Source organism: Streptomyces triticagri (assembly GCF_003429565.1).
GTDB lineage: Bacteria > Actinomycetota > Actinomycetes > Streptomycetales > Streptomycetaceae > Streptomyces > Streptomyces triticagri.
In genome coordinates this window covers 60,154-82,108 of the sequence record NZ_QUAK01000087.1, presented here as the reverse complement: position 1 = coordinate 82,108, position 21,955 = coordinate 60,154, and the positions used below count along the sequence as shown (strand labels likewise).

The 21,955-nt window shown below is 71.7% G+C and carries 19 protein-coding genes and 1 pseudogene; 5 read left to right on the top strand and 15 right to left on the bottom strand.

The genetic code is table 11. The features are described from left to right. Window positions 1–81: 81 nt before the first annotated feature. Window positions 82–1,677 (bottom strand): alkaline phosphatase D family protein, encoded by a 1,596-nt coding sequence (locus tag DY218_RS16375; RefSeq protein ID WP_128556777.1) that lies wholly within the window; start codon window positions 1,675–1,677, stop codon window positions 82–84. Between the two features lie 315 nt (window positions 1,678–1,992). Between DY218_RS16375 and DY218_RS16370 the strand changes: the two genes are divergently transcribed. Next, window positions 1,993–2,403, top strand: a complete 411-nt coding sequence (locus DY218_RS16370) for a VOC family protein (protein ID WP_128556776.1) — start codon at window positions 1,993–1,995, stop codon at window positions 2,401–2,403. Window positions 2,404–2,507: 104 nt separating this feature from the next. Here the strand turns inward: DY218_RS16370 and DY218_RS16365 are convergent, their stop codons facing one another. Further along, on the bottom strand, window positions 2,508–3,383 hold the full coding sequence (locus DY218_RS16365) for an alpha/beta fold hydrolase (protein WP_128556775.1): 876 nt from the start codon (window positions 3,381–3,383) through the stop codon (window positions 2,508–2,510). Window positions 3,384–3,612: 229 nt separating this feature from the next. On the opposite strand from DY218_RS16365, the gene sigJ reads away from it, so the two are divergent. Continuing rightward, complete coding sequence (sigJ, locus tag DY218_RS16360) at window positions 3,613–4,500, top strand: RNA polymerase sigma factor SigJ (protein WP_128556774.1); 888 nt, start codon at window positions 3,613–3,615, stop codon at window positions 4,498–4,500. Between the two features lie 258 nt (window positions 4,501–4,758). Next, window positions 4,759–5,523, top strand: a complete 765-nt coding sequence (locus tag DY218_RS16355) for a GntR family transcriptional regulator (protein ID WP_128556773.1) — start codon at window positions 4,759–4,761, stop codon at window positions 5,521–5,523. A 48-nt stretch (window positions 5,524–5,571) separates the two neighbouring features. Here the strand turns inward: DY218_RS16355 and DY218_RS16350 are convergent, their stop codons facing one another. The 4 genes and pseudogenes from DY218_RS16350 to DY218_RS16335 form a co-directional block, all read right to left on the bottom strand. After that, the gene (locus tag DY218_RS16350) at window positions 5,572–6,729 is read right to left on the bottom strand and encodes an ROK family transcriptional regulator (RefSeq protein ID WP_128556772.1); all 1,158 of its coding nucleotides are present in this window, start codon (window positions 6,727–6,729) and stop codon (window positions 5,572–5,574) included. Between the two features lie 94 nt (window positions 6,730–6,823). Next, window positions 6,824–7,474, bottom strand: a complete 651-nt coding sequence (locus DY218_RS16345) for a response regulator transcription factor (RefSeq protein ID WP_128556771.1) — start codon at window positions 7,472–7,474, stop codon at window positions 6,824–6,826. Window positions 7,475–7,484: 10 nt separating this feature from the next. Next, window positions 7,485–8,345: pseudogene (locus DY218_RS16340) on the bottom strand (MFS transporter); the annotation flags it as partial. Between the two features lie 3 nt (window positions 8,346–8,348). Next, the gene (locus tag DY218_RS16335; RefSeq protein WP_128556770.1) at window positions 8,349–9,644 is read right to left on the bottom strand and encodes a sensor histidine kinase; all 1,296 of its coding nucleotides are present in this window, start codon (window positions 9,642–9,644) and stop codon (window positions 8,349–8,351) included. A 109-nt stretch (window positions 9,645–9,753) separates the two neighbouring features. Between DY218_RS16335 and DY218_RS16330 the strand changes: the two genes are divergently transcribed. Next, window positions 9,754–10,695: an ATP-binding cassette domain-containing protein gene (locus DY218_RS16330; protein ID WP_128556769.1), complete on the top strand. Its 942-nt coding sequence runs from the start codon at window positions 9,754–9,756 to the stop codon at window positions 10,693–10,695. Window positions 10,696–10,715: 20 nt separating this feature from the next. Then, the gene (locus DY218_RS16325; RefSeq protein ID WP_128556768.1) at window positions 10,716–11,489 is read left to right on the top strand and encodes an ABC transporter permease; all 774 of its coding nucleotides are present in this window, start codon (window positions 10,716–10,718) and stop codon (window positions 11,487–11,489) included. A 24-nt stretch (window positions 11,490–11,513) separates the two neighbouring features. On the opposite strand, the gene mug is transcribed toward DY218_RS16325, so the two are convergent. The 9 genes from mug to DY218_RS16280 all read right to left on the bottom strand — a co-directional run bounded on the left by mug (window position 11,514) and on the right by DY218_RS16280 (window position 21,853). After that, window positions 11,514–12,062: a G/U mismatch-specific DNA glycosylase gene (mug, locus tag DY218_RS16320; RefSeq protein WP_128556767.1), complete on the bottom strand. Its 549-nt coding sequence runs from the start codon at window positions 12,060–12,062 to the stop codon at window positions 11,514–11,516. Continuing rightward, the gene (gene purB / locus DY218_RS16315) at window positions 12,059–13,534 is read right to left on the bottom strand and encodes an adenylosuccinate lyase (protein WP_128556766.1); all 1,476 of its coding nucleotides are present in this window, start codon (window positions 13,532–13,534) and stop codon (window positions 12,059–12,061) included. The genes mug and purB overlap by 4 nt, the downstream gene beginning before the upstream one ends. Window positions 13,535–13,571: 37 nt before the next feature. Then, complete coding sequence (locus DY218_RS16310) at window positions 13,572–14,354, bottom strand: SGNH/GDSL hydrolase family protein (protein ID WP_128556765.1); 783 nt, start codon at window positions 14,352–14,354, stop codon at window positions 13,572–13,574. Window positions 14,355–14,378: 24 nt separating this feature from the next. Next, window positions 14,379–15,392, bottom strand: a complete 1,014-nt coding sequence (locus DY218_RS16305; RefSeq protein WP_128556764.1) for a hemolysin family protein — start codon at window positions 15,390–15,392, stop codon at window positions 14,379–14,381. Further along, window positions 15,389–16,741: a hemolysin family protein gene (locus DY218_RS16300; protein ID WP_128556763.1), complete on the bottom strand. Its 1,353-nt coding sequence runs from the start codon at window positions 16,739–16,741 to the stop codon at window positions 15,389–15,391. The genes DY218_RS16305 and DY218_RS16300 overlap by 4 nt, the downstream gene beginning before the upstream one ends. 131 nt (window positions 16,742–16,872) lie before the next feature. Then, complete coding sequence (locus tag DY218_RS16295; RefSeq protein WP_128556762.1) at window positions 16,873–17,448, bottom strand: GNAT family N-acetyltransferase; 576 nt, start codon at window positions 17,446–17,448, stop codon at window positions 16,873–16,875. 85 nt (window positions 17,449–17,533) lie between these two features. Then, complete coding sequence (locus DY218_RS16290; protein ID WP_128556761.1) at window positions 17,534–18,412, bottom strand: TIGR03621 family F420-dependent LLM class oxidoreductase; 879 nt, start codon at window positions 18,410–18,412, stop codon at window positions 17,534–17,536. Window positions 18,413–18,475: 63 nt separating this feature from the next. Continuing rightward, a complete protein-coding gene (locus tag DY218_RS16285; protein ID WP_128556760.1) occupies window positions 18,476–21,040 on the bottom strand; it encodes an FtsX-like permease family protein in 2,565 nt (854 codons plus the stop codon). Between the two features lie 6 nt (window positions 21,041–21,046). Continuing rightward, a complete protein-coding gene (locus DY218_RS16280) occupies window positions 21,047–21,853 on the bottom strand; it encodes an ABC transporter ATP-binding protein (RefSeq protein WP_128556759.1) in 807 nt (268 codons plus the stop codon). Between the last annotated feature and the right edge of the window lie 102 nt (window positions 21,854–21,955).

Genomic DNA, 21,955 nt, shown 5'->3' with positions numbered 1-21,955 from the left:
AAGAGCCCGTCTGACCCTTCCGTCGACCAATGAACCACGCGCCCCATTTGCGTACGGACAGGTCCCGCGTCCCGTATGCGCCTACTGGCCCACCCGCCCCGGCTCCAGGGTCTTGCTGAACAGCACCTCGCCGCCGTCCTGCCGCAGCCGGACGGTGAGTTCGCCGCTCGAGCCGTCGATGTCGACCTCGCCGAAGTACTGCGGAGTCTCCATGGGAGAGGTGTTCGCACGGTCCGGCGCCTTGATGAACTTCTGCTGCGGCCCGAACGTCCCGTCCAGCTTCAGCGCCTGGAAACCGCCGGCCGCCAACGGCCCAGAGACGAACTCCCAGAACGGCTCGAAGTCCTGGAACGCTGCCCGCTCCGGGTCGTAGTACTGGGCCGAGGTGTAGTGCACATCCGTCGTCAGCCACAGGGTGCCGGTGATCCGCCGCCGCTTGATGTGCCGCAGCAGCTCCGCGATCTGCAGCTCACGGCCGAGCGGTTCGCCGGGATCGCCCTGCGCCACGGCCTCGAAGTCGGTGTCGCCGTCCGGGACCACGAGGCCGAGCGGCATATCGGAGGCGATCACCTTCCACACCGCACGCGACCGGCTCAACTCCCGCTTCAGCCAGTCGAGTTGCCGCGCTCCGAGGATGCCCTGCGGATCGTCCGTCTGGCGGCCCGGCGAGTTCGCGTTGCGGTACGTGCGCATGTCCAGGACGAAGACGTCGAGCAGCGGGCCGTGCCGCACCACCCGGTACATCCGCCCGTCGGTGTCCTGGCCGCCCTTGCCGGGGGACAGCGACGACACCGGGAAGTACTCGCTGAAGGCGCGCAGCGAACGGGCCGCGAGCACGTCGACGTCCTTCACCGTGTAGCGGTCGTCGTCCAGGATCTCGCCCGGATACCAGTTGTTGCACACCTCGTGGTCGTCCCACTGGACGATGCCGGGGACCTGGGCGTTGAACCGGCGCAGATTCTCGTCGAGCAGGTTGTAGCGGAAGTTGCCCCGGAACTCGGCGAGCGTCTCCGCGACCTTGGCCTTCTCGTCCGTCGTGACGTTCCGCCACACCCGTCCGTCGGGCAGTGTGACGCTGGGCTCGATCGGCCCGTCCGCGTAGATCGTGTCGCCGCTGCACAGGAAGAAGTCGGGGTCCAGGCGCCGCATGTCCTCGAAGAGCCGGTAGCCGCCGAGGTCCGGATTGATGCCCCAGCCCTGGCCCGCGATGTCTCCGGACCACACGAATCTCGCGCCCTTGCCGCGCCCGCGCTCCGCGGTGCGGAAGGTGCCCGTGACGGGGCGGCCGGTGCGCCGCGGATCGTCCGGGTCGGCGAGCACCACCCGGTAGTGGATCTGCTCACCGGCCGGCAGCCCGCGCAGCCGGGTCGTCCCCGCGAAGTCGGTGCCGGGGCCGAGCAGCGGCCCGCGCCAGGTGGTGGGCCTGGCGAACGATTCGGTTGCGGACGTCTCCACGATCATCCGGGCGGGCCGGTCCGAGCGGACCCAGACCAGGCCCGAGTGCGCGGTGATGTCACCTGCCTGTACTCCCCAGTCGGCGCCGGGACGGCCCGAGCGGGCGAGCGCCGGGGCGGCCGCGCCGCCGAGTGCGGGCAGCGCGACCGCGGCGGAAGCGGCGACGGAACCACGCAGTACGGAACGGCGGCCCGGGGCCGAGCGGGGCAGACGGTCTGACATCGATGCGCCTCCAGAGACTTCAACCGGCTGGTGTGCGGTCACACACCTACTCGTGCCTCACAGCCTTCGTGCGAACCCCAAGTGAACAACTGGCGTGCCGTCAGGGGAACCCGGCGCACCGTACTGCACGGACCGGCCTGCGGGCACCGGCCTGCGCACACCGGCTTCCTGCGGCCGGCACCGGACTTCGGGACCAGGACGAACGGCCGATGTCCCCGCTCCCCGTGCGCTGCCTACGCTCGGTGAACAGCACGCGCCGGCACCACAGCCGCCCCGCGGACAGCCACCCGGCACAACCGCAAGGAACGGGAGCCCATGTACGACATCGGACAGCGTCATCTGCGCATCGCCCGCCCGACCCGCGACATCGAGGCCGCCGAGCGCTATTGGGTCGGCGGCCTCGGCCTGCACGTCGTGTACCGGGCCACCGCAGCCGGCGACCCGGACGCGCACGACCTCCTGATGGTCGGCGCACCGGACGCCGACTGGCACATCGAACTCACCCACCAGGAACACGCCCCGGTCGCACCTCGGCCGACCGAGGAGGACCTCCTGGTCCTGTACTTCGACGGCCCGGTGCCCGAGGACCTGGTGACCCGGCTCGAGGAGCACGGCGGCACCAGGGTCAAGTCCCCGAACCCCTACTGGAACGAATGGGGCGTCACGGTGCAGGACCCCGACGGCTACCGCCTGGTGCTGTGCACACGAGCGTGGTCCAACGCCTGACCCACCCCGCATCCCGGACCGGCTCGGCGGTGCAGCTGCTCAGCGGGCGCAGCGCGATCCCGGCCGTCGGCAGCGTGCTCGTCGGGGCCGGAGTGGCCCTGGGCTCAGGCGCGTTCACCCGCCGGGATCGCAAGCGGCGCGGCCGCCGTGGCGTCGAGCAGGACGCGGGCGACCAGGGCCGGGTCGTCGTTCATCGGGACGTGCCCGCAGCCGGGGAGCCGTATCAGCCGGGCGGACGGGACGACGTGCTTGGCCCTGACCCCCTGCCGGCGGGGGAGCAGCCGGTCCCGCTCGCCCCACGCGACGGTGACCGGCACGTCCGGGACGTCCTCGGCGGTCGCCGCCCCGGCGCCCTCGCGTCCGGCGGCGAGAGTGAGATCGAAGCCGGTCGCGTTCCGCAGCGCGAGGGTCTCGCCCACCACCGCCTCGGGTGAACGCCGCCACGGCCGTGCGTAGATGGTGCCCGTCAGGGCGGTGCGCCCGGCCGCGGTACGGGACAGCCGCTCGATCACCGGCACCGGGAGCAACCGGGCGCCATGGCGCATCGCGAGCAGGGTCGCGAACGCGTACCGTCGTTCACCCGGCGTCCAGAAACCGCCCGGTGAGAGCACCGTGGCGCTGCGGACCAGCTTCCTGCGCGCCATCTCCAGGCTCAGCATGCCGCCGAGCGAATTGCCCGCCACATGCGGCCGGTCGAGCCCGAGTTCGGCGCAGAACGCGCCCAGGACCGCGCTGACCTCCGGCAGTCCGTACGGCACGGCCGCCGGCAGCGCGGGGGACTCCCCGAAGCCCGGCAGATCGACCGCGATCACGTCCCGCTCCGCGGCCAGGATGCGTAGGACCGGCTCCCAGGCCTGCCAGTGGTGCCCGATGCCGTGCAGCAGGAGCAGCGGTTCGCCCGCGCCCTCCCGGTGATACGCGACGGACACCGTCTCGGGGCCGTGCGGAGTGTCGATGCTCAGGAAGGCGGTGGCGGACATGCTGCTCCTCGACGTGGACGGCGCTCTTGTGGACAGTTTGTCAGCAACCGTTACCCGCGGGTATACCCCCAGTCGTATCGGCGCACCCGTCAACCCGCCCGCCGGACGGCGGAGTTCGGGCGCGGACACCTCGGCGGCCGCACGCCACACGGTGCCCCGCGGCCGATTGTGCGCGGTGTCGCACCCGTGGTGCCTGGACAGCGGGACTGCGGCGGCTTTGGATGTAACCGTGGCAACGGACACCCTGACCGACGTCTTCGAAGAGCACCGCCCCACCCTGACGGGCGTCGCCTACCGCATGCTCGGCCGGGTGGCCGACGCGGAGGACGTCGTACAGGACGCCTGGCTGCGCTGGTCGTCGGCCGACCGCGCGGACGTACGGGAGCCGCGTGCGTTCCTGGTGCGGATGACCACGCGCCTCGCCATCGACCGGCTCCGCCAGGTCACCGCACGGCGCGAGACATACATCGGACCCTGGCTGCCCGAGCCCCTGGTCACCGACTTCGGGCCCACCGTGCAGGACTCCGCGGAGCGCGCGGTGCTCGCGGACTCGGTGTCCCTCGCCGTCCTCGTCGTACTCGAGTCGCTCTCGCCGCTCGAGCGCGCGGTGTTCGTGCTGCGCGAGGCCTTCGGCTTCCCGTACGCCGAGATCGCCACCACCCTGGACCGGACCGAGGCCGCGGTACGCCAACTCGCGGGCCGGGCCCGTAGACACGTGCAGGAGCGCAAGCCGCGCTTCGACGTGAACCCGGCGGAGCGACGCGATCTGACCGAACGATTCCTGACCGCCGCCGTCGAGGGGGACCTGGACGGCCTCATGGCGCTGCTCGCCCCGGACGCGCGGCTCGTCGGGGACGCGGGCGGCAAGCACAAGGCGCCGCTGCGGGTCATCGAATCCGCCGACAAGGTCGGGCGCTTCCTGCGCGGTGCCGCCCAGCAGACCCTGGAGACGGGCGACTTCGAGGTACGTGCGGTCGAGATCAACGGCGGCCCCGCCGTACTCATGCTGATCGACGGCAAGCCCGACTCGGTGTTCCAGCTCGACGTCCTCGACGGCCGCGTGAGCTGCGTGTACGTGATCCGCAACCCCGACAAGCTGACGTCGTTCACCGCCTGAGAGCCCACGGATCGAGCCCGTCCAGCCCGTCCAGCCCGTCGAGGCAATCCGGCGATCGAGGGCCAGGCGCCCGAGTTCCGGCGCTCGACCAACAACTCATGAACACATCGGGCTACGCCCGCCCCGCGCTCTGTAACGGACCCAGGATTGGTCTTGACCAAGTCAGAGGCCCGGCCTATCGTCGGCGGATAGTGCAGGAACCTTTAATAAACAAGGGCACGAAAAACCGCCGGGCCACGGCGATTGCGGAGGATCAGGGTGGGGACCACGCAGCTGGAGACGGTGCCGGAGCCGAAGTACTGGCACCTCAAGAACGTCATCGGGGAAGCACTCGACTCCGAGTTCTCGATCGGCGAGATCCTGCCCAACGAGCGTGACCTCGCAGCCCGATTCGGCGTCGCCCGCGCCACCCTGCGTCAGGCGCTCGAGCAGCTCGAGCTGGAGGGCCGGCTGCAGCGCCGCCGAGGAGTCGGCACCACCGTCGCCCCGCCCCGTATGGGTGTCGCCGTGGGGTCACCCCGGCAGAACTGGCCGGGCAACGACGACGACTGGCGCACCGTCGACTGCATGCAGACCCTGGCCCCCGTCGCCGTCGCACGCCTCCTCGACCAGGACCCCGCGCGCACCGTGCACCTGGTGCGCAGGTCCCGGGTCAGCGGCGGTCAGCCCGTCGCCGCCGAGCTCCTGTACGTCACCGAGTCCGCCGTGCCCGAGCTCTCCGGCATCGACGCACCCGCGGGACCGGCCCGTGCGCGCGCCGTGCTGCGCGAACTGCACCGGCTCGACCTGGAGGGCGAGGACCGCTCGGTGGAGCTGGCCTCCGCCCGCGCGGACGACGCCAAGGAACTCGACCGCCTCCCCGGCGCCCCCGTCCTCCTGGTCACCACCCGCTACTTCGCCCAGGGGCGTACCGCAGCCGTGTCCATGGCCACCTACCGTGCCGACACCTGCCGCCTCACCTTCGGCGACACGGGTGACGTCGAGATACACCACGGTGCGGAGCGCCAGGCCCAGGCCTCTTGACCCCGGCCTCGACCGACCAGCCCGTCTCCCGGCACACGGCCGCCCCGCTCAGCGCCGCGCCGTCACCGTGCCCTCCACGGCGAACAGCTCCTCCTCCACATGATCGAGCGCAAGCCGCAGCGCCCCCGTGGCGACGGCCGCCTCACCCAGCAGGGACAGCGTGACGCGGGGGCTGCGCAGGCAGTATCGCGCCAACTCCCGCCGCAGCGGCTCCAGTACACCGTCCAGACCGGCCGCCCAGCCGCCGATCACCACGAGTTCGGGGTCGAGCGCCAGGACCAGCGCGGCGACATCGTGCACCAGGCGCTGGATGTAGCGCTCGACCGCCGCCGCGGCCCGGTCGTCGCCCTGACGGGCATGCGCGAACACCTCGGTCACGGCCTGCTCGTCCAGCGGATGCAGCGGCTCGTCCGTCGTCGAAAGCAGCGTCTCCGGCGTCACCTCACGGCCGAGCAGATGCAGTGCGCCGATCTCGCCCGCCGCCCCACCGAACCCCCGGTGCAGCCGGCCGCCGATCAGCGATCCCGCTCCCGGACTGAGCCCGGCGAGCACGAAGACCACGTCGTCGCAGTCCCGCGCCGAACCCTTCCAATGCTCCGCGACAGCGGCCGCGTTGGCGTCGTTCTCGACCAGCACCGGGCAGGCGAACGAACGCCGCAGCCGATCGCCCAGCTGCAACCCCGTCCAGCCGGGCAGCGCCGTGCCCAGCCGCACCGTCCCGTCGGCCTCCACGATCCCCGGACTGCCCGCGCCGACCGCGCGCAGCGAATCACGCGACACCCCGGTCCTGCGCAGCACATCGGCGATCGCCGCACGTAGCCGGTCGAGCCGCTCGTCCGCCGAGGCCGTCGCGTCCACGGACTTCTGCCCCGCGCCGACCACCCGTCCGTCCAGATCGGACACCACGGCGGCGACCCGGTGCGAACCGATCTCCAGGCCCAGCAGATGACCCGCCTCGGCGCGGAAACGGAACCGCCGCGCCGGCCGGCCCTGGCGGCGGGCCGTACCGTCCTCGGCGGGCACCTCCACCACCAGCGCGGCCGCCATCAGCCCGTCCACCACACCCTCGACCGTCGGCCGGGAAAGGCCGGTGCTGCGGGTGATCTCGGTCAGCGACGCGGACTCGGCGCCGCGCAGCGCATGCAGTACCACGGCCGAATTGATCCGCCGCAGCAACGAGGGATCTCCGCCGGTCAGGCCCGCCAAGGTCGTCCTCCCAGCTTGTCCGCGTGATGGCCGGATCGTACTCGTAGCCCGGTGCCCGGGCGAGGGCCGGGTGGCGGCGAACGGAACCCGGCCCTCAGCCCGGTGCGACGAAACCGGACTCATAGGCCGCGATCACCGCCTGGGTGCGGTCGCGTGCCCCCAGCTTCGCCAGTACGGAACTCACATGCGACTTGACCGTCTCGCCGCCCACCAAGAGCTCGGCGGCGATCTCCGCATTGGACAGGCCCCGCGCCATCAGGCGCAGCACCGCCGACTCTCGTTCGGTGAGCGCCGCACGGTCGAGGGCCGCGCGGGCCTCGGCGTTCCCGTACTCAGCGGCGAGCGAGCGCACCGCGGCCGGGAAGAGCAGCGAATCACCGAGGGCCACCAGGCGGACGGCGTGCACGATCTCCTCCGGCCGTGACCGCTTGAGCAGAAAGCCGTCGGCGCCCGCCCGCAGCGCCCGGTACACGTACTCGTCGTTCTCGAAGGTCGTGATCACCAGGATGCGCGGGGGATCGGACACCGTCCGCAGCACCGCGCGGGTGGCCTCGATCCCGTCGAGCAGCGGCATCCGCACATCCATCGCCACCACATCGGGCCGCAGTTGCCGCACCATCGGCACCACCGACGCCCCGTCCGCGGCCTCGCCCACCACCTCGATGCCGTCCTGCGCCTCGAGCACCGCACGCAGTCCGGCACGTACGAGAGGCTCATCGTCCACGAGCAGCACAGTCACCGACACGTCGGAGAGCTTAGAGGCCCCGGGAGGAGGACGGGCACACGACCATGCGCCAGGTCACTGCCGCACCGGCCACAAGTCCCACGGCGGCCGGCACGGTGGCGGCCAGGAACGGATCGAAGGAGTGCACGGACGGAGCGAACCCGATCCCGACGAAGAGCGCCACCCCGGTCGCACCGCCCAGTTGGTCGGCGGCGCGCTGGACGCCCGAGGCGGTCCCGGCGTCGTCCTCACCCACGCCGCTGACCGCGAGGTACTGCAGCCCCACCAGGCCGAACGCCATCCCGGCCGCGAGCAGAATCATGGCGGGGACCATCGTCACACCGTCTGCCCGCACAGCCGCGACGGCCGCGATGGCGGCCATCGCGGCCGCGGTGCACCCGATGCCGGCGAGCACGCACGCGCGTGCTCCCCAACGGCCGAGCAGCCGGGGCACAAGCATGGAGAACACGATCAGCGAGAGCGCGAGCGGCACCATCGCCAGACCGGCACCGAGCGGGCCGATCCCCAGTGCGCCGGGAAGGTCCAGCGCCGGGGCGTCCTCGGACACGGGTCGTTCCCCCTCGACCAGGACGACGGCTGCCAGCAGCACGATCAGGATGAACGGGACCGAGATCAGGAAGATCCACCGCCAGCCCAGATGGGCCGTGACGACTCCGGAGAGCACGAATCCGACGACGAGGCCACAGCTGGCCACCGCCGCCCATACGCTCAACGCCCTCGACCGGCGCGGCCCTTCGGGGAACATCAGGACGATGGTGGCCATGGCCGCGGGCAGCGCGACGGCCTCACCGGCGCCCTGCAGGAGGCGCGCGATCACCAGGAACGCGAACGTGGGGGCCAGACCCGCCAGCAGGGACGCGGCGCCGAACAGGCACTAGCCGGGCGGGTCGCCCGGGCCAAGGTCGCGATCCCTCCCGGCACCCACGGGGCCCCGCACCAAGCCCTGGCCGAGCGGCAGCTCCACACGTACCCGCCACTCGCTGTCCTCGGGGCCGGCCGTCGCGCGGCCGCCGAGCAGTGCCGCCCGCTCGCGGATGCCGCGCAGACCGCTGCCGGCACCGACGTCCCGGACACCGGACGGGACGGGCAGCGGATTGCGTACGTCGATCTCCAGGAGGGCGTCGTCGACGGTCATGCGGAGCCGTACCGGCGCACCGCGGGCATGACGCAGCACATTGGTGAGGGACTCCTGCAGGATCCGGTACCCCTCGCGCGAGACCGGGGCAGGAATCCCGCCGAGCGGCCCCGTGATGGCTGCCTGCACATCGGTGCCCGCCGCACGGGCCGAGTCGAGGAGCCCGTGCGCGTCGGCGAGCGTCGGCTGCCCGCTCGCCGGCGGCGACGGGTCCCGCAGGACGCGCAGCACCCGGTCCAGATCCTCCAGCGCCGCACGGCCCGTGCCCTCGATCGCGTCCAGCGCCCGGTCGGTGAACTCCGAGCTGCCCGCCGCACGCGCCGCACCCGCCTGCACCACCGCGACGGTCAGCGCGTGCCCGATCGAGTCGTGCAGCTCGCGCGCGATGCGGTTGCGCTCCAGAAGCAGCTCGGTACGCGCTTCGAGCGCCGCGAGGCGCTCCGCGGGCGACGGACCGAGCAGCCGGCGGGCCGCGGTCGTCATCAGTACACCGGCCCCGGCCATCAGATACACCAGCACGATCGCCGGTACGGGTGAGAGCAAGCCGTACGTCCAGTGCCCGCCCTCAAGGTGCAGCACCGCCGCCTGACTCGGCGGGGCGCCCGTCGCCGCGGTGACGAGATCCAGGCTCATCGCGAGCATCTGGGTGGTCGCCGCCGCCACCGCACACCCCACCTCGAGGCGCAGCACCAGCCACACCGCGGTACGCCCACGATCCCGCCAGGAGGCCGACGGGGCCGCCACGATGTCGTCCACCCGCTCGGTGGCGCCGCCCCCGCGCACCCGCGCATGCGGACCGGGCAGCAGCATGACCTGCGCCTGCAGCCCTTCCGCGAGCCGTATCGACGGGATCAGCGCCGCCACCAGGAGCAGCGGGACCGGCACCAGCGGAACGACCGCCCAGTCACCGGCCGTCGGATCGATCCAGCCGGGATAGACGAACGTGGTGATGATCGCGATCAGCGACCCGAGGACCATGTGCAGCCAGCGTGTGTAGGTCACGGCCCGGGTCAGCGGGGCGAGAAGTGCGGGCATGCCGCCATCCTGCCAGCGCCCCGCCACGGGACAGTTCCCCCTGGCGGGGGAGACGGACCCCACCGGCGGGGGAAGTGCCGGGCCGCCCCCGACCACCAGCATGATTCCCATGACCAGCATCCACGTACAGGACCTCACCAAGGACTACGGGGCCAGACGCGCCGTGGACGGCCTGACGTTCACCGTGCGGCCCGGGCAGGTCACCGGGTTCCTCGGCCCCAACGGCGCCGGCAAGTCCACCACCATGCGCATGGTGCTCGGCACCGACACCCCCACCTCGGGCACGGCGACGGTCGGTGACCTGGACTACCGGTCGATCCCCGAACCCCTGCGTGTGGTGGGCGCGTTGCTCGACGCCGGTGCGGCACACGGGTCACGCACCGCACGCAACCACCTCCTCGCCCTCGCCACCGCCAACCGGATCCCGGCCGCACGCGTGGACGAGGTCCTCGAGGAGGCGGGACTCGCCGAGGTCGCCCGGCACCGGGTGCGGACGTACTCGCTCGGCATGCGCCAGCGCCTCGGCATCGCGGCCGCGCTGCTCGGCGACCCGCAGGTCGTCATGCTCGACGAACCGTCCAACGGCCTCGACCCGGAAGGCATCATCTGGATCCGCGAGCTGCTGCGCCGCCTCGCCGCCGAAGGCCGCACCGTCCTGGTCTCCAGCCATCTGATGAACGAGACCGCCACCTTCGCGGACCAGTTGGTCGTGCTCGGCCGGGGGCGGCTGCTCGCGGACACCCCGATGCGGGACTTCATCGACGCACACAGCAACCCACGCGTACGCGTACGCGCACTGGAGAGCTCCCGGCTCGAGGCCGCGCTGACCCGGGCCGGACACCCCACCGAGCGCGCGGACGACGGACGGCTGCTCGTCGAAGGGGTCCGCGCCGAACAGGTCGGCGCGATCGCCGCCCGCGAGGGCGTCCCCGTACTCGAACTCGCCGACCAAGAGGGCTCGTTGGAGAAGGCCTACTGCGCGCTCACCGCGGACGACGCGGAGTTCGCCGCCCGACCCGCCACCGCCGGCCGTCGCGAGGCCCGCACATGACCCCAGGAGGCGCCACCGCCATGTCCACCGCCGCCGAGCCGACCACCTCCCCGCGTCCGGCAGCACCCGCCGTCATCCGATCCGAGTGGATCAAGGTCAGATCGGTGCGGGCCAGCCTGATCTCCCTGGTCTGCATCGTGGCCGTGACACTCACGGTCACCCTCCTCGTGTTCCCCACGGTCGGCCAGGCCGAGGCCGACAACCCGGGCGCCGACCTCCTCTTCAACGCCTTCTACGCCCTCAACTTCGCCCAGATCGCAGCCATCTGCTTCGGCGCGACCGCGGTCTCGTCCGAGTACCGGGACGGCGCACTGCGGGTCTCCCTGAGCGCCGTACCGCGCCGCGGACTCCTGTACGCGTCCAAGATGACCGTGATCGGGGCGCTCGGCATCGCAGCCGGAATCCTCACCGCGTACGCGAGCTTCGCCGTCGGCCAGGCCTTCATGGGCGAGTACGCCATCGGGCTCGACGAACCCGGGGCGCTCCGGGCCTGCACCGGCGGCGGCATCTACCTCGGCCTGATGGCACTCTTCGCGGCGGGCGTCACGGTGCTGCTGCGCAGCGGCGCGGGCACGCTGGGCCTGCTCATCCCGTTCACACTGATCGTGTCGTTCGTGATCGGCGACATGTCGTCGACCGCGGCCGACCTGCTGCCCGACCGCGCGGGACAGGTCGTCCTCTACCAGGACGCGCCCAGCGGCATCGGGCCCTGGCAGGGTCTCGGCATCAGCGCGCTGTGGGCCCTGGCCGCGGTGCTCGCCGGCTGGTGGGCGTTCCGGCGCCGGGACGCCTGAGGAGGGCCGGGCGCGGGTCGGCGCTCAGCGCGCCTCGGCCGCCTCCCGCAGCCGCCCGTACTCCTCGGCCATCGCGTCGAGCGACCAACGGGCGTTCAGGCCACTGGGGTTGGGCAGCACCCAGACCCGGCTGCCGCCGATCCGCTCCCGCTGCGGCCCGATCCGCGCCGTCCGGTCGCCGAACGCCGCCCGGTACGCCGTGACTCCGACCACCGCGAGCCACCCCGGCCGCAGCCGCTCCACCTTGGCGGCGAGCACGCTGCCACCGGCAACGAACTCGTCCGGCGCCAGCTCATCGGCCCGTGCCGTCGCCCGCGCCACCACATTCGTGATGCCCAGACCGTACGAGAGGAGTTCGTCCTGCTCGGCCGGGAGCAGCCGGCGCGGGGTGAAACCCGCGGCGTGCAGCACCGGCCAGAACCGATTGCCCGGACGGGCGAAGTGGTGACCGGTCGCCGCCGTCATCAGGCTCGGATTGATGCCGCAGAACAGCACACGCAGTCCGCCCGCGACCACATCGGGGACGATGCGGCCGCGGGCGGACTCGAGCTCCTGCGGAGTGAACCGGCTCAGAGGATCGCTCCCGGCGCGTAACCGGCGGCCTCCGGATGGTGCTTCACCAGCTCCTCGACGCGGGCCACCACCGTCGCCACCTGGTCGCCCGCGGCGCCGGTGAAGGACAGCTTGTCGGCCATCAGGGCGTCGAGACCCGCACGGTCGAGCGGGATGCGCTCGTCGGCGGCGAGCCGGTCGAGCAGCTCGTTGCGCTCCGCGCCCTGCTCACGCATCGCGAGCGCCGAGGCGACCGCGTGCTCCTTGATCGCCTCGTGCGCGAGCTCGCGGCCGACGCCGCCGCGCACCGCACCCATCAGCACCTTGGTGGTGGCGAGGAACGGCAGATACCGGTCGAGCTCACGGGCGACCACCGCGGGGAAGGCGCCGAACTCGTCGAGCACCGTCAGGAACGTCTCGAGCAGACCGTCGAGCGCGAAGAACGCGTCCGGCAGCGCGACCCGGCGGACCACCGAGCACGACACATCGCCCTCGTTCCACTGGTCGCCCGCGAGCTCGCCCGTCATCGAGGCGTAGCCGCGCAGGATCACCATCAGGCCGTTGACCCGCTCGCAGGAACGGGTGTTCATCTTGTGCGGCATCGCCGAGGAGCCGACCTGGCCGGGCTTGAAGCCCTCGGTGACCAGCTCGTGGCCCGCCATCAGCCGGATCGTCTTCGCCAGCGACGACGGGGCCCCGGCGAGCTGCACCAGAGAGGTGACGACCTCGTAATCGAGCGAGCGCGGATACACCTGCCCGACCGAGGTGAACGACCGCGCGAAGCCGAGGTGCGCCGCCACCCGCTGCTCCAGGTCCGCCAGCTTCGCCGCGTCCCCGCCGAGCAGGTCGAGCATGTCCTGGGCGGTGCCGACCGGGCCCTTGATGCCGCGCAGCGGATAGCGGCCGAGCAGCTCCTCGATCCGGCCGTGCGCGACAAGCAGCTCGTCGGCCGCGGTCGCGAAGCGCTTGCCGAGCGTGGTGGCCTGGGCCGCGACATTGTGCGAGCGGCCGGCCATCACCAGTTCCCCGTACTCGCCCGCCAGCCTGCCGAGCCGCGCGAGCACGGCCACCGAGCGGTCCCGCACCAGCTCGAGGGAACGGCGGACCTGCAGCTGCTCCACGTTCTCCGTGAGGTCGCGCGAGGTCATGCCCTTGTGGATGTGCTCATGCCCGGCGAGGGCGTTGAACTCCTCGATACGCGCCTTCACATCGTGCCGGGTGACCTTCTCGCGCTCCGCGATCGAGGCGAGGTCCACGGTGTCGAGCACCCGGGCGTAGTCCTCGAGCGCGGCGTCCGGCACCTCGATCCCGAGATCCTTCTGAGCACGCAGGACAGCCAGCCAGAGCTGCCGCTCGAGGCGCACCTTCTGCTCGGGGGACCAGAGGTCGGCCAGCTCCGCGGAGGCATAGCGGCCGGCCAGGACGTTGGGGATACGGGGCTTCGCAGTCACGTGCACGGAGTTTACCGGGCGTCCGTACAGCCTCCCGACCATCCCTGACCTGTAGGAACCCACAGGACGGGAGGTGCGGCTATGCGGACGGCGGCGGCTCGTACGGGAGCAGCTCGGCGCGCTTGGGGTCGCGGCCGTCGCCCGAGGAACGGCCGGTGAGACGGCGGCCGATCCACGGCAGCAGATGCTCGCGGGCGAAACGCGCGTCGTCGATGCGTCGGCTCGCCCAGCGCGGCGGCACGGCCGGCGGGAGCGGGGCGCGCCAGTCGAACTCGGGGTCGAGGCGGAGGCTCTCGCCGACGGCCGCGGCCACCCTGCGGTGTCCGTCCGCGGTGAGATGCAGCCGGTCGACGTCCCACATGCGCTGATCGGCGAGCACCGGGCTGCCGTACAGATCGACGACCAGGGCATCGTGCCGGCCGGCCAGCTCGTCGATGTGGGCGAACAGCTCCTCCATGCGCGGCCGGAAACGGGTCAGGACCGGGCCCTGCCGGCCGGGGCTGCGCATGAGGACGAGCTGCTTGCAGGAAGGGGCCAGCCGTTCGACCGCCTCGTCGAGCAGCGACCGGACCCTGCCCATGTCGCACTTGGGCCGCAGGGTGTCGTTCAGACCACCGACGAGCGTCACCACATCCGCACGCATCGCCGCGGCGACCTCGACCTGCTCCGCCACGATCTGGCCGATCAGCTTGCCGCGTACGGCGAGATTGGCGTACCGGAAGCCGGGCTGCCGTGTCGCGAGACGTGCGGCGAGCAGATCGGCCCAGCCGCGATAGCTGCCGTCGGGCAGCCGGTCCGACATGCCCTCGGTGAACGAGTCGCCGACGGCGACCAGACTGGTGTAGGTGGCATTGATCTCCATGGCGGGATCGATGCTAACCCGCTCTCAGACCGGCTGGCCGAACAGCTCCCGCAGTACGTCCTCCATCGTCACCAGACCCGCGAGCCGGCCGTCGTCGCCGAGGACGGCCGCCAGATGTGTCCGGCTGCGCCGCATCGCGGTCAGTACGTCGTCGAGCGGAGTGTCCGCGCGGACCCGGGCGATCGAGCGCATGTCCCGCACCGGGAACGGCAGATCCCGCGGCATCGCGTCGAGTGCGTCCTTGACGTGCAGATAGCCGACGATCCGGCGCCCCTCGTCGACCACCGGGAACCGCGAGAAGCCGGACTGCGCCGAGAGCTCCTCCAGCTGCTCCGGCGTCACCCCGACCTCCGCGTACACCAGGCGCTCCAGGGGCAGCACCACGTCCCGTACCGGACGGCGGCCCAGTTCGAGCGCGTCGTGCAGCCGCTCCTGGGCACGGTCGTCGAGCAGGCCCGCATCGCCCGAGTCCTTGACCAGGCGCGCCAGTTCGTCGTCCGAGAACGTCGACTCGACCTCGTCCTTCGGCTCCACACGGAGCAGTTTGAGCAGCCCGTTCGCAAAGGCGTTGACCGTGAAGATGACCGGGCGCAGGGCGCGGGTCAGGGCGACCAGCGGCGGACCGAGCAGCAGGACGGTACGGACCGGCTCGGCGAGTGCGACGTTCTTCGGGATCATCTCGCCCAGCAGCATGTGCAAGTACGTGGCCACGGTCAGGGCGATCACGAACGAGATCGGGTGCACGAGACCATGCGGCACTCCCACCGCGTCGAAGATCGGCTCGAGGAGATGCGCGATCGCCGGCTCGGCCACCACACCCAGGACCAGGGTGCACAGCGTGATCCCGAGCTGGGCCGCGGCAAGCAGCTGGGAGACGTGCTGCAGGCCCCACAGGACGCTGCGGGCCCGCCGGTCGCCCGCTTCGGCGCGCGGCTCGATCTGGCTCCGGCGGACCGAGATCACCGCGAACTCGGCGCCCACGAAGAAGGCGTTCACCACCAGCGTCGCCACACCGATCAGCAGTTGCAGGACGATCATCGCTGCTCCTCCTCGGGCCGCCCGGTCTCGGTTTCGGCCGCGGTGGCGGCCGGGGCGCGCAGCTGCACGCGTGCGGCGCGATGCCCCGTGGCGTCGACGACATTGAGCTGCCAGTCGTGCACCCGAAGGGTGTCGCCCACCTTCGGGATCTGGCCCAGCTCGTGGGCCACCAGGCCCGCCAGCGTCTCGTACGGTCCGTCCGGGGCACGCAGGCCGATCTTGAGCAGCTGGTCGGTACGGGCCGAGCCGTCCGCCGAGTACAGCCTGCGACCGTCCTCGTCCTCGCCCGCGGGTGCGAGATCGGGGGTCTCGTGCGGGTCGTGCTCGTCCCGCACCTCGCCCACCACCTCCTCGACGATGTCCTCGATGGTGGCGACGCCCGCCGTGCCGCCGTACTCGTCGATCACGACGGCCATGGTCCGGCGCCCCGACAGCCGGTCGAGGAGCCGGTCCACGGTGAGCGTCTCCGGGACGAGGAGCGGCTCGCGCATCAGCTCGGCGACCGGGTGGCGGGCGCGGCGCTCGGCCGGGACGGCGAGGACGTCCTTGATGTGCGCCACCCCGACCACGGAGTCGAGGCTCGAGCGGTAGACGGGGAAGCGGGACAGCCCCGTCGCGCGGGTGGCGGACGCGACGTCCTCGGCGGTGGCGCGTACATCGAGGGCCATCACCTGGACCCGGGGCGTCATCACGTTCTCCGCGGTCAGGTCGGCGAGGTTCAGCGTGCGGACGAACAGCTCCGCGGTGTCCGCCTCGAGCGCGCCCCGCTGGGCCGAGTGCCTGGCCAGGGCGACCAGTTCCTGGGGGCTGCGGGCCGAGGCCAGCTCCTCGGCGGGCTCCATGCCGAAGCGGCGCACCGAGCGGTTCGCCGTGTTGTTGAGATGGGTGATGAACGGCTTGAACGCCGCGCTGAACCAGCGCTGTGCCGTCGCCACCCGGCGGGCCACCGCGAGCGGCGAGGAGATCGCCCAGTTCTTCGGCACCAGCTCGCCGACCACCATCAGGAAGACCGTCGACAGGGCCGTACCGATGATGAGGGCGATCGACGAGGTCGCCGACTCCGGCACCCCCACCGACCGCAGCGGACCGGCGATCAGCTTCGCGATCGACGGCTCGGAGAGCATGCCGACGACCAGGTTGGTGACGGTGATGCCCAGCTGGGCGCCCGACAGCTGGAACGTCAGACTGCGCACCGCCTTCAGTGCGCTCGCGGCACCGCGGTCGCCGCGCTCCACGGCCCGCTCCAGGTCACTGCGCTCGACCGTGGTCAGCGAGAACTCCGCGGCGACGAAGACGCCGCAGGTCAGACAGAGCAGGACGGCCACGGCGAGCAGGAGCAGTTCGGTCATCGGGTCACCTCCGTACCATGATCGGCCAGCTGTCGGGGGACCGCGCGATGACGGATGCGACCGCCCGCGCGACGGCGAACCGGCGCGGGTGCGGGCTCGGCTCGGTCACCCGTCCGTGCGGTTCGGGCGGCTCACGCGGTGAGCGGCTTGGTCCAGCGCCGCCACTGCTCTTCGGGCCGGTAGCCCGCCGACTGCCAGGCCGGGTGTGCGGTCTCATTGGCCACCAGGACCATGGCATCGCCGCGGCGGCCGCCCAATGCGGTGAAACGCTGCTCGGCGGCGCGCAGCAGCGCACTGCCGATACCGCGTCGGCGCTGCTCCGGGTGGACGGCGAGCCGGTAGAGGTGGCAGCGCCAGCCGTCGAAGCCGGCGATCACCGTGCCGACGAGCCGGCCGTCCAGCTCGGCGAGGATCAGCGCATCGGGATCGCGGGCCACGAGACGCCGCACGCCGTCCTGATCGTCACTGATGCTGGTGCCCTCGGCGGCCGTCCGCCAGAAGTCGAGCACCGCGGCGACGTCCTCGGGGGTCGCTGTCCGTATCCGGGGGCTGTCCGCCGGTGCAAGGTGCTGGGTTGCCTTCGGCGAAAGGCGCGGTGCTGTCTTGTCGGCTGCGCCGGCCACGTCGGCAGCTTCGGCTGCGTCGGCCGTGGCTGCCTGTGTCGTTGTGTGCCGTGCTGCCGACTGGGCGGGGTGCGGTTCTGCCATGGCGGTATCCCATCACCTGCTGCCGCTCGCGCACCAGCCGATCGTCCGCATGCCGGAACGGCCGTCCGGCCGCTGCACCGGTCCGTCACTCGCCGCTCAACTCCCGTACGACCGGCGCGAAAGCCTCCAGATGAGGCTCGAGCACGGTGAAATAGCTGAAGCCGAACCGCTCGCGCCGCGCCCGCAGCTGGCCGCAGATCTCCGGCACGGTGCCGAGCGCCAGGATGGGCAGGGCCAGAAGCTCGTCCTCGGTGAGATCGGGCGCGAGCGGGCCGAGCGCGCCGGCTTCCGCTGCCCGGTCGTCGGTCACGGCGACGAGCTGCAGCAGCAGATTCAGCTCGGGATCAGTCCCGTGCCGGGCCGCTCGCGCACGGAACGCGGCCACCCGCTCCTCGAGGGCGTCGGCCGTGTGCGCCTTGATGCCCTCCTTGGTCTCGCGGCCGCCGGAGAAGGCCACCGTCTCGGCCCGCTCGGCCGCCAGGTCCAGGACGCGGTCGCCGTTCCCACCGATGAGGAGCGGCGGCCGGGGCCGCTGCACCGTACGCGGCAGATGCTCCTCGTCTCCCAGCAGCCGGTCCAACTCCTCGACGGTGCGCCGAAGATGACGCACCCGGGCGCCAGGAGACGGGAACTCGAGACCCGCCCGCTCGTGCTCCTCGCGCACATATCCCGCACCCAGACCGATCTCCAGACGGCCGCCGGCGAGTGCGTCCGTACCGGCGATCTCCCTGGCCAGCAGTGTCGGATTCCAGAAGCCGGTATTGAGCACGAAGGTGCCGAGGCGCGGACGCTCGGTCACCTCGGCGGCCGCGACCAGGGCGGGGAACGGCGCCGGCATGCCCAGATGATCGGGCACCAGGATCACGTCGTACCCCAGCTCCTCTGCGCGACGGCACTTCGCACGCCAGCTGCTGCCGTCCGCCTGATCCATCAGATTCACGCCGAAACGGAAGGGACGTGGCATCAACTCTCCTGTGTACGGGGGCGGGTGGCATCGGGCAGGAGCCTGCGTGCGGGGCGATGGGCGCTACTCGTGTGCGATCGCCGCCAGGACGTTCATCCGGGAGGCGCGCAGAGCCGGCAGCAGCGCGGCGGTCAGGCCGACCACGATCGACCCGATCAGGACGGCGACGATCGTGCCCCAGGGCAGGGCGAGTTCGGTCATGCCCTCCAAGGCGAGCACCTGCTGTATCGCAAGCCCCCAGACAAGACCGAGGCCCAGACCGAGCACGGCGCCGAACACGGCGATCACCACGGACTCGAGGCGGATCATCCGGCGAAGCTGCCGCCGCCCCAGGCCGATCGCGCGGAGCAGTCCGATCTCCCGGGTGCGCTCGACGACCGACAGCGCCAGGGTGTTCACCACTCCGAGCACCGCGATGATGATCGCGAGGCCGAGGAGTGCGTACACCAGATAGAGCATCACCGCGATCTGTCCCCGCACCAGCTCCTTGTAGTCAGCCTGGTCGCGCACCTGGACCTGGGGATACGGGTCGAGTGCCTTCTCGAGCTCGGCGCGGAGCGCGTCCTTGTCGCCGCCCTTCGAGGCGTTGACATAGAGCGCCGAGTCCTGGCCGTCCGGCAGATACTTCTGGGCGGTGTCGAAGCCCATCACCAGACCGCCCTCGGAGCCTGGACCCGTCGTCGAGCCGAGGTCCGTGAAGGCGCCCACGGTCAGTGAGGCCTTGCGTCCGCCGGGGAACTCCACCGGGATCTTGCCGTTCAGCCGCACGCCGTGGTCCTTGGCGAACTCCACGTCCATGGCGATCCGGTCGGGAGCGAGCACCGCGGCGCTGTCACCCTGGGCATAGTCGATCTTGGCCACCTCGTCGAGCCCCGACTCGTACGCCCCCGCGGTCGACTCCACGCGCTTGCCGTCGGGCAGGCGCAGCTCCAGCGGTACGAAGCGCTGACGGACCACCAGACCGGAGCCGTCCGCCTCCTGCACCCGCTCACGGATCTCGTCGGGGAACGGCATGAAGTTGGTGTTCTGCACGATGAAGTCGGCGCCGAGGGTGCGGTCGATCTCGCGGTCGAAGGACGCGCTCATCGACTCGCTCGCCACCGAGAGCCCGCCGACCAGGGCGAGCCCCACCATCAGGGCGGCTGCCGTGGCACCGGTACGCCGGGGATTGCGCAGGGCGTTGCGCTGGCTCATCCGGCCCACCGAGCCGAAGACCGCGGGGAAGGCGGAGCCGAGCACCCGGATCACCGGCCGGACCAGGAGCGGTCCTGCGATCACCATGGCGATCAGGGTCAGCACGACCCCGAGACCGAGTAGCGGTGCGGCCGTCCCGGTCCTGTCCGCCGCCGCGCACCCGGCGAGAGCCGCCACTCCGGCCGCTCCGGTCACCCCGCCGACGATCGCCCGGACCGTCAACGGCCGCCCCACACCGGTGACTTCGACATCGGAGAGTGCAGCCATCGGGGACACCCGGGCGGCACGCCTGGCCGGCAGATACGCCGAGACGAAGGTGACACCGACGCCGACCACATACGCCGCGACCGGGGTGACCCAGCCGATCACCATCTCGGTGGTGTCCAGATTCATCCCGAGCAGGCCCATCAACTCGATGAGCCCGGCGGCCAGACCGATTCCGGTGAGCAGACCGAGGGTCGAACCGACCAGGCCGAGCAGCAGCGCCTCGGTGAGCACCGAGCGCCTGACCTGGCGGCGGTCCGCACCCAACGCCCGCATCAGGCCGAGCTCCCGGGTGCGCTGGGCGATGAGCATCGAGAAGGTGTTGACGATCAGGAAGATGCCGACGAGGACCGCGATCCCGGCGAAGCCCAGCATCACGTACTTGATGACGTCGAGGAAGCTGCCGAAGTCCGCGGCCGCCGACTCCGCCTGCTCGTCGGCGGTCTTGAGCTCGTAGGCCGAGCCCAGCTCGGCGGCGAGGCTGCGCTTGAGCTGCGCGTCCGTGGTCCCGTCCGCGGCCTCCACGCCGATGGAGGTGGCCAGGTCCTTGTCGCCGAGGAGCTTCTCCTGTGCGGTCGGGGTGTCGAGGAAGACCAGTGCCGCACCCGGGTTGGTGGTGGTGAACGTCGCGATCCCGACGATCTCGACCTCGAACGAACCGGGCCGCGCCAGCACCTTCAGGGTGTCGCCGATGGCCAGGTCCTTGTTGTCCGCGGTGTCGGCGTCCAGAAGGGCCTCACCGGCACCGCGCGGCGCCCGCCCGTCGGTGAGCTCGACCGGGCTGCGCTCGGCCGCGTACCAGTTGGTCGCGATGGTGGGGGCTCCGGTGGTGGGGCCCACCGGGTCGTTGTGCTCGTCGACGACCGTGATGTTCTCCACCGCGGCGTCGATCTCGGCCTTGGCCACACCGTCCACGCCCTTGACGCGCTCGGCAAGTGAGGCCGGCACGGTCGGGGTCGCCCCGGACGGCAGAGCGCTCCCGACGCCCTCCTTGGGCCCCACGGTGACATCCGCCGAGGTGGAGGCGAACAGTCGGTCGAAGGTACGGGTGACCGTGTCCGAGAAGATCAGACTGCCCGCCACGAAGGCCACGGACAGCACCACCGCGAGCGCGGACAGCAGCAGCCGGCCCTTGTGCGCGAAGAAGCTCCGCAGCGTCGCCTTCAGCACCGCGCCTCAACTCCCGTCCGTGGTGCGGCCGGTGTCGGGGTCCTCCGGCCGGCCGCTGTCGAAGCGCTTCATGCGCTCGAGGACCTTCTCCGAGGTGGGCTGCGGCATCTCGTCCACGATCCGGCCGTCCGCGAGGAACAGCACGAGGTCGGAGTACGCGGCGGCGTTCGGGTCGTGGGTGACCATGACCACCGTCTGGTCCAGCTCGTCGACCGCCTCGCGCAGGAAGCCGAGCACCTCGGCACCGGCCCTCGAGTCCAAGTTCCCCGTCGGTTCGTCGGCGAAGATCAGCTCGGGGCGGGCGGCCAGCGCCCGCGCACAGGCGACCCGCTGCTGCTGGCCGCCGGAGAGCTGAGCCGGTCGGTGACCCAGCCGGTCACGCAGCGCCAGCGTGTCGATCACGCGGTCGACCCACTCCCGGTCGGGGCGCCGGCCGGCGATGTCCATCGGCAGCGTGATGTTCTCCCGGGCGTTGAGCGTGGGCAGCAGATTGAAGGCCTGGAACATGAACCCGATGCGGTCGCGCCGCAGCCTGGTGAGCTCCCGGTCCTTCAGACCGGTGATCTCGGTGGACCCGAGCCAGACCTGGCCGGCGGAGACGGAGTCGAGTCCCGCAAGGCAGTGCATCAAGGTGGACTTGCCGGACCCGGAGGGCCCCATCACCGCGGTGAAACGCCCGGCGGCGATGTCCACGTCGACCGCGTCCAGAGCGAGGACCGTGGTCTCGCCGGAGCCGTAGGCCTTGGTCAGACTCCTGGCCCGGGCGGCGGGTCCGTCCAGGCCGGTCTCCTGTGCTCCTTCAGATGCGGACAAGGCAGCCTCCCAGAGGGCGTATCGGTCCCAACTCCCTTACCGGGGGCGAGAGTAGTCGCCCCGCACCGACCGTCGGTATCCGTCCGGGGCCGGGCCGATCGC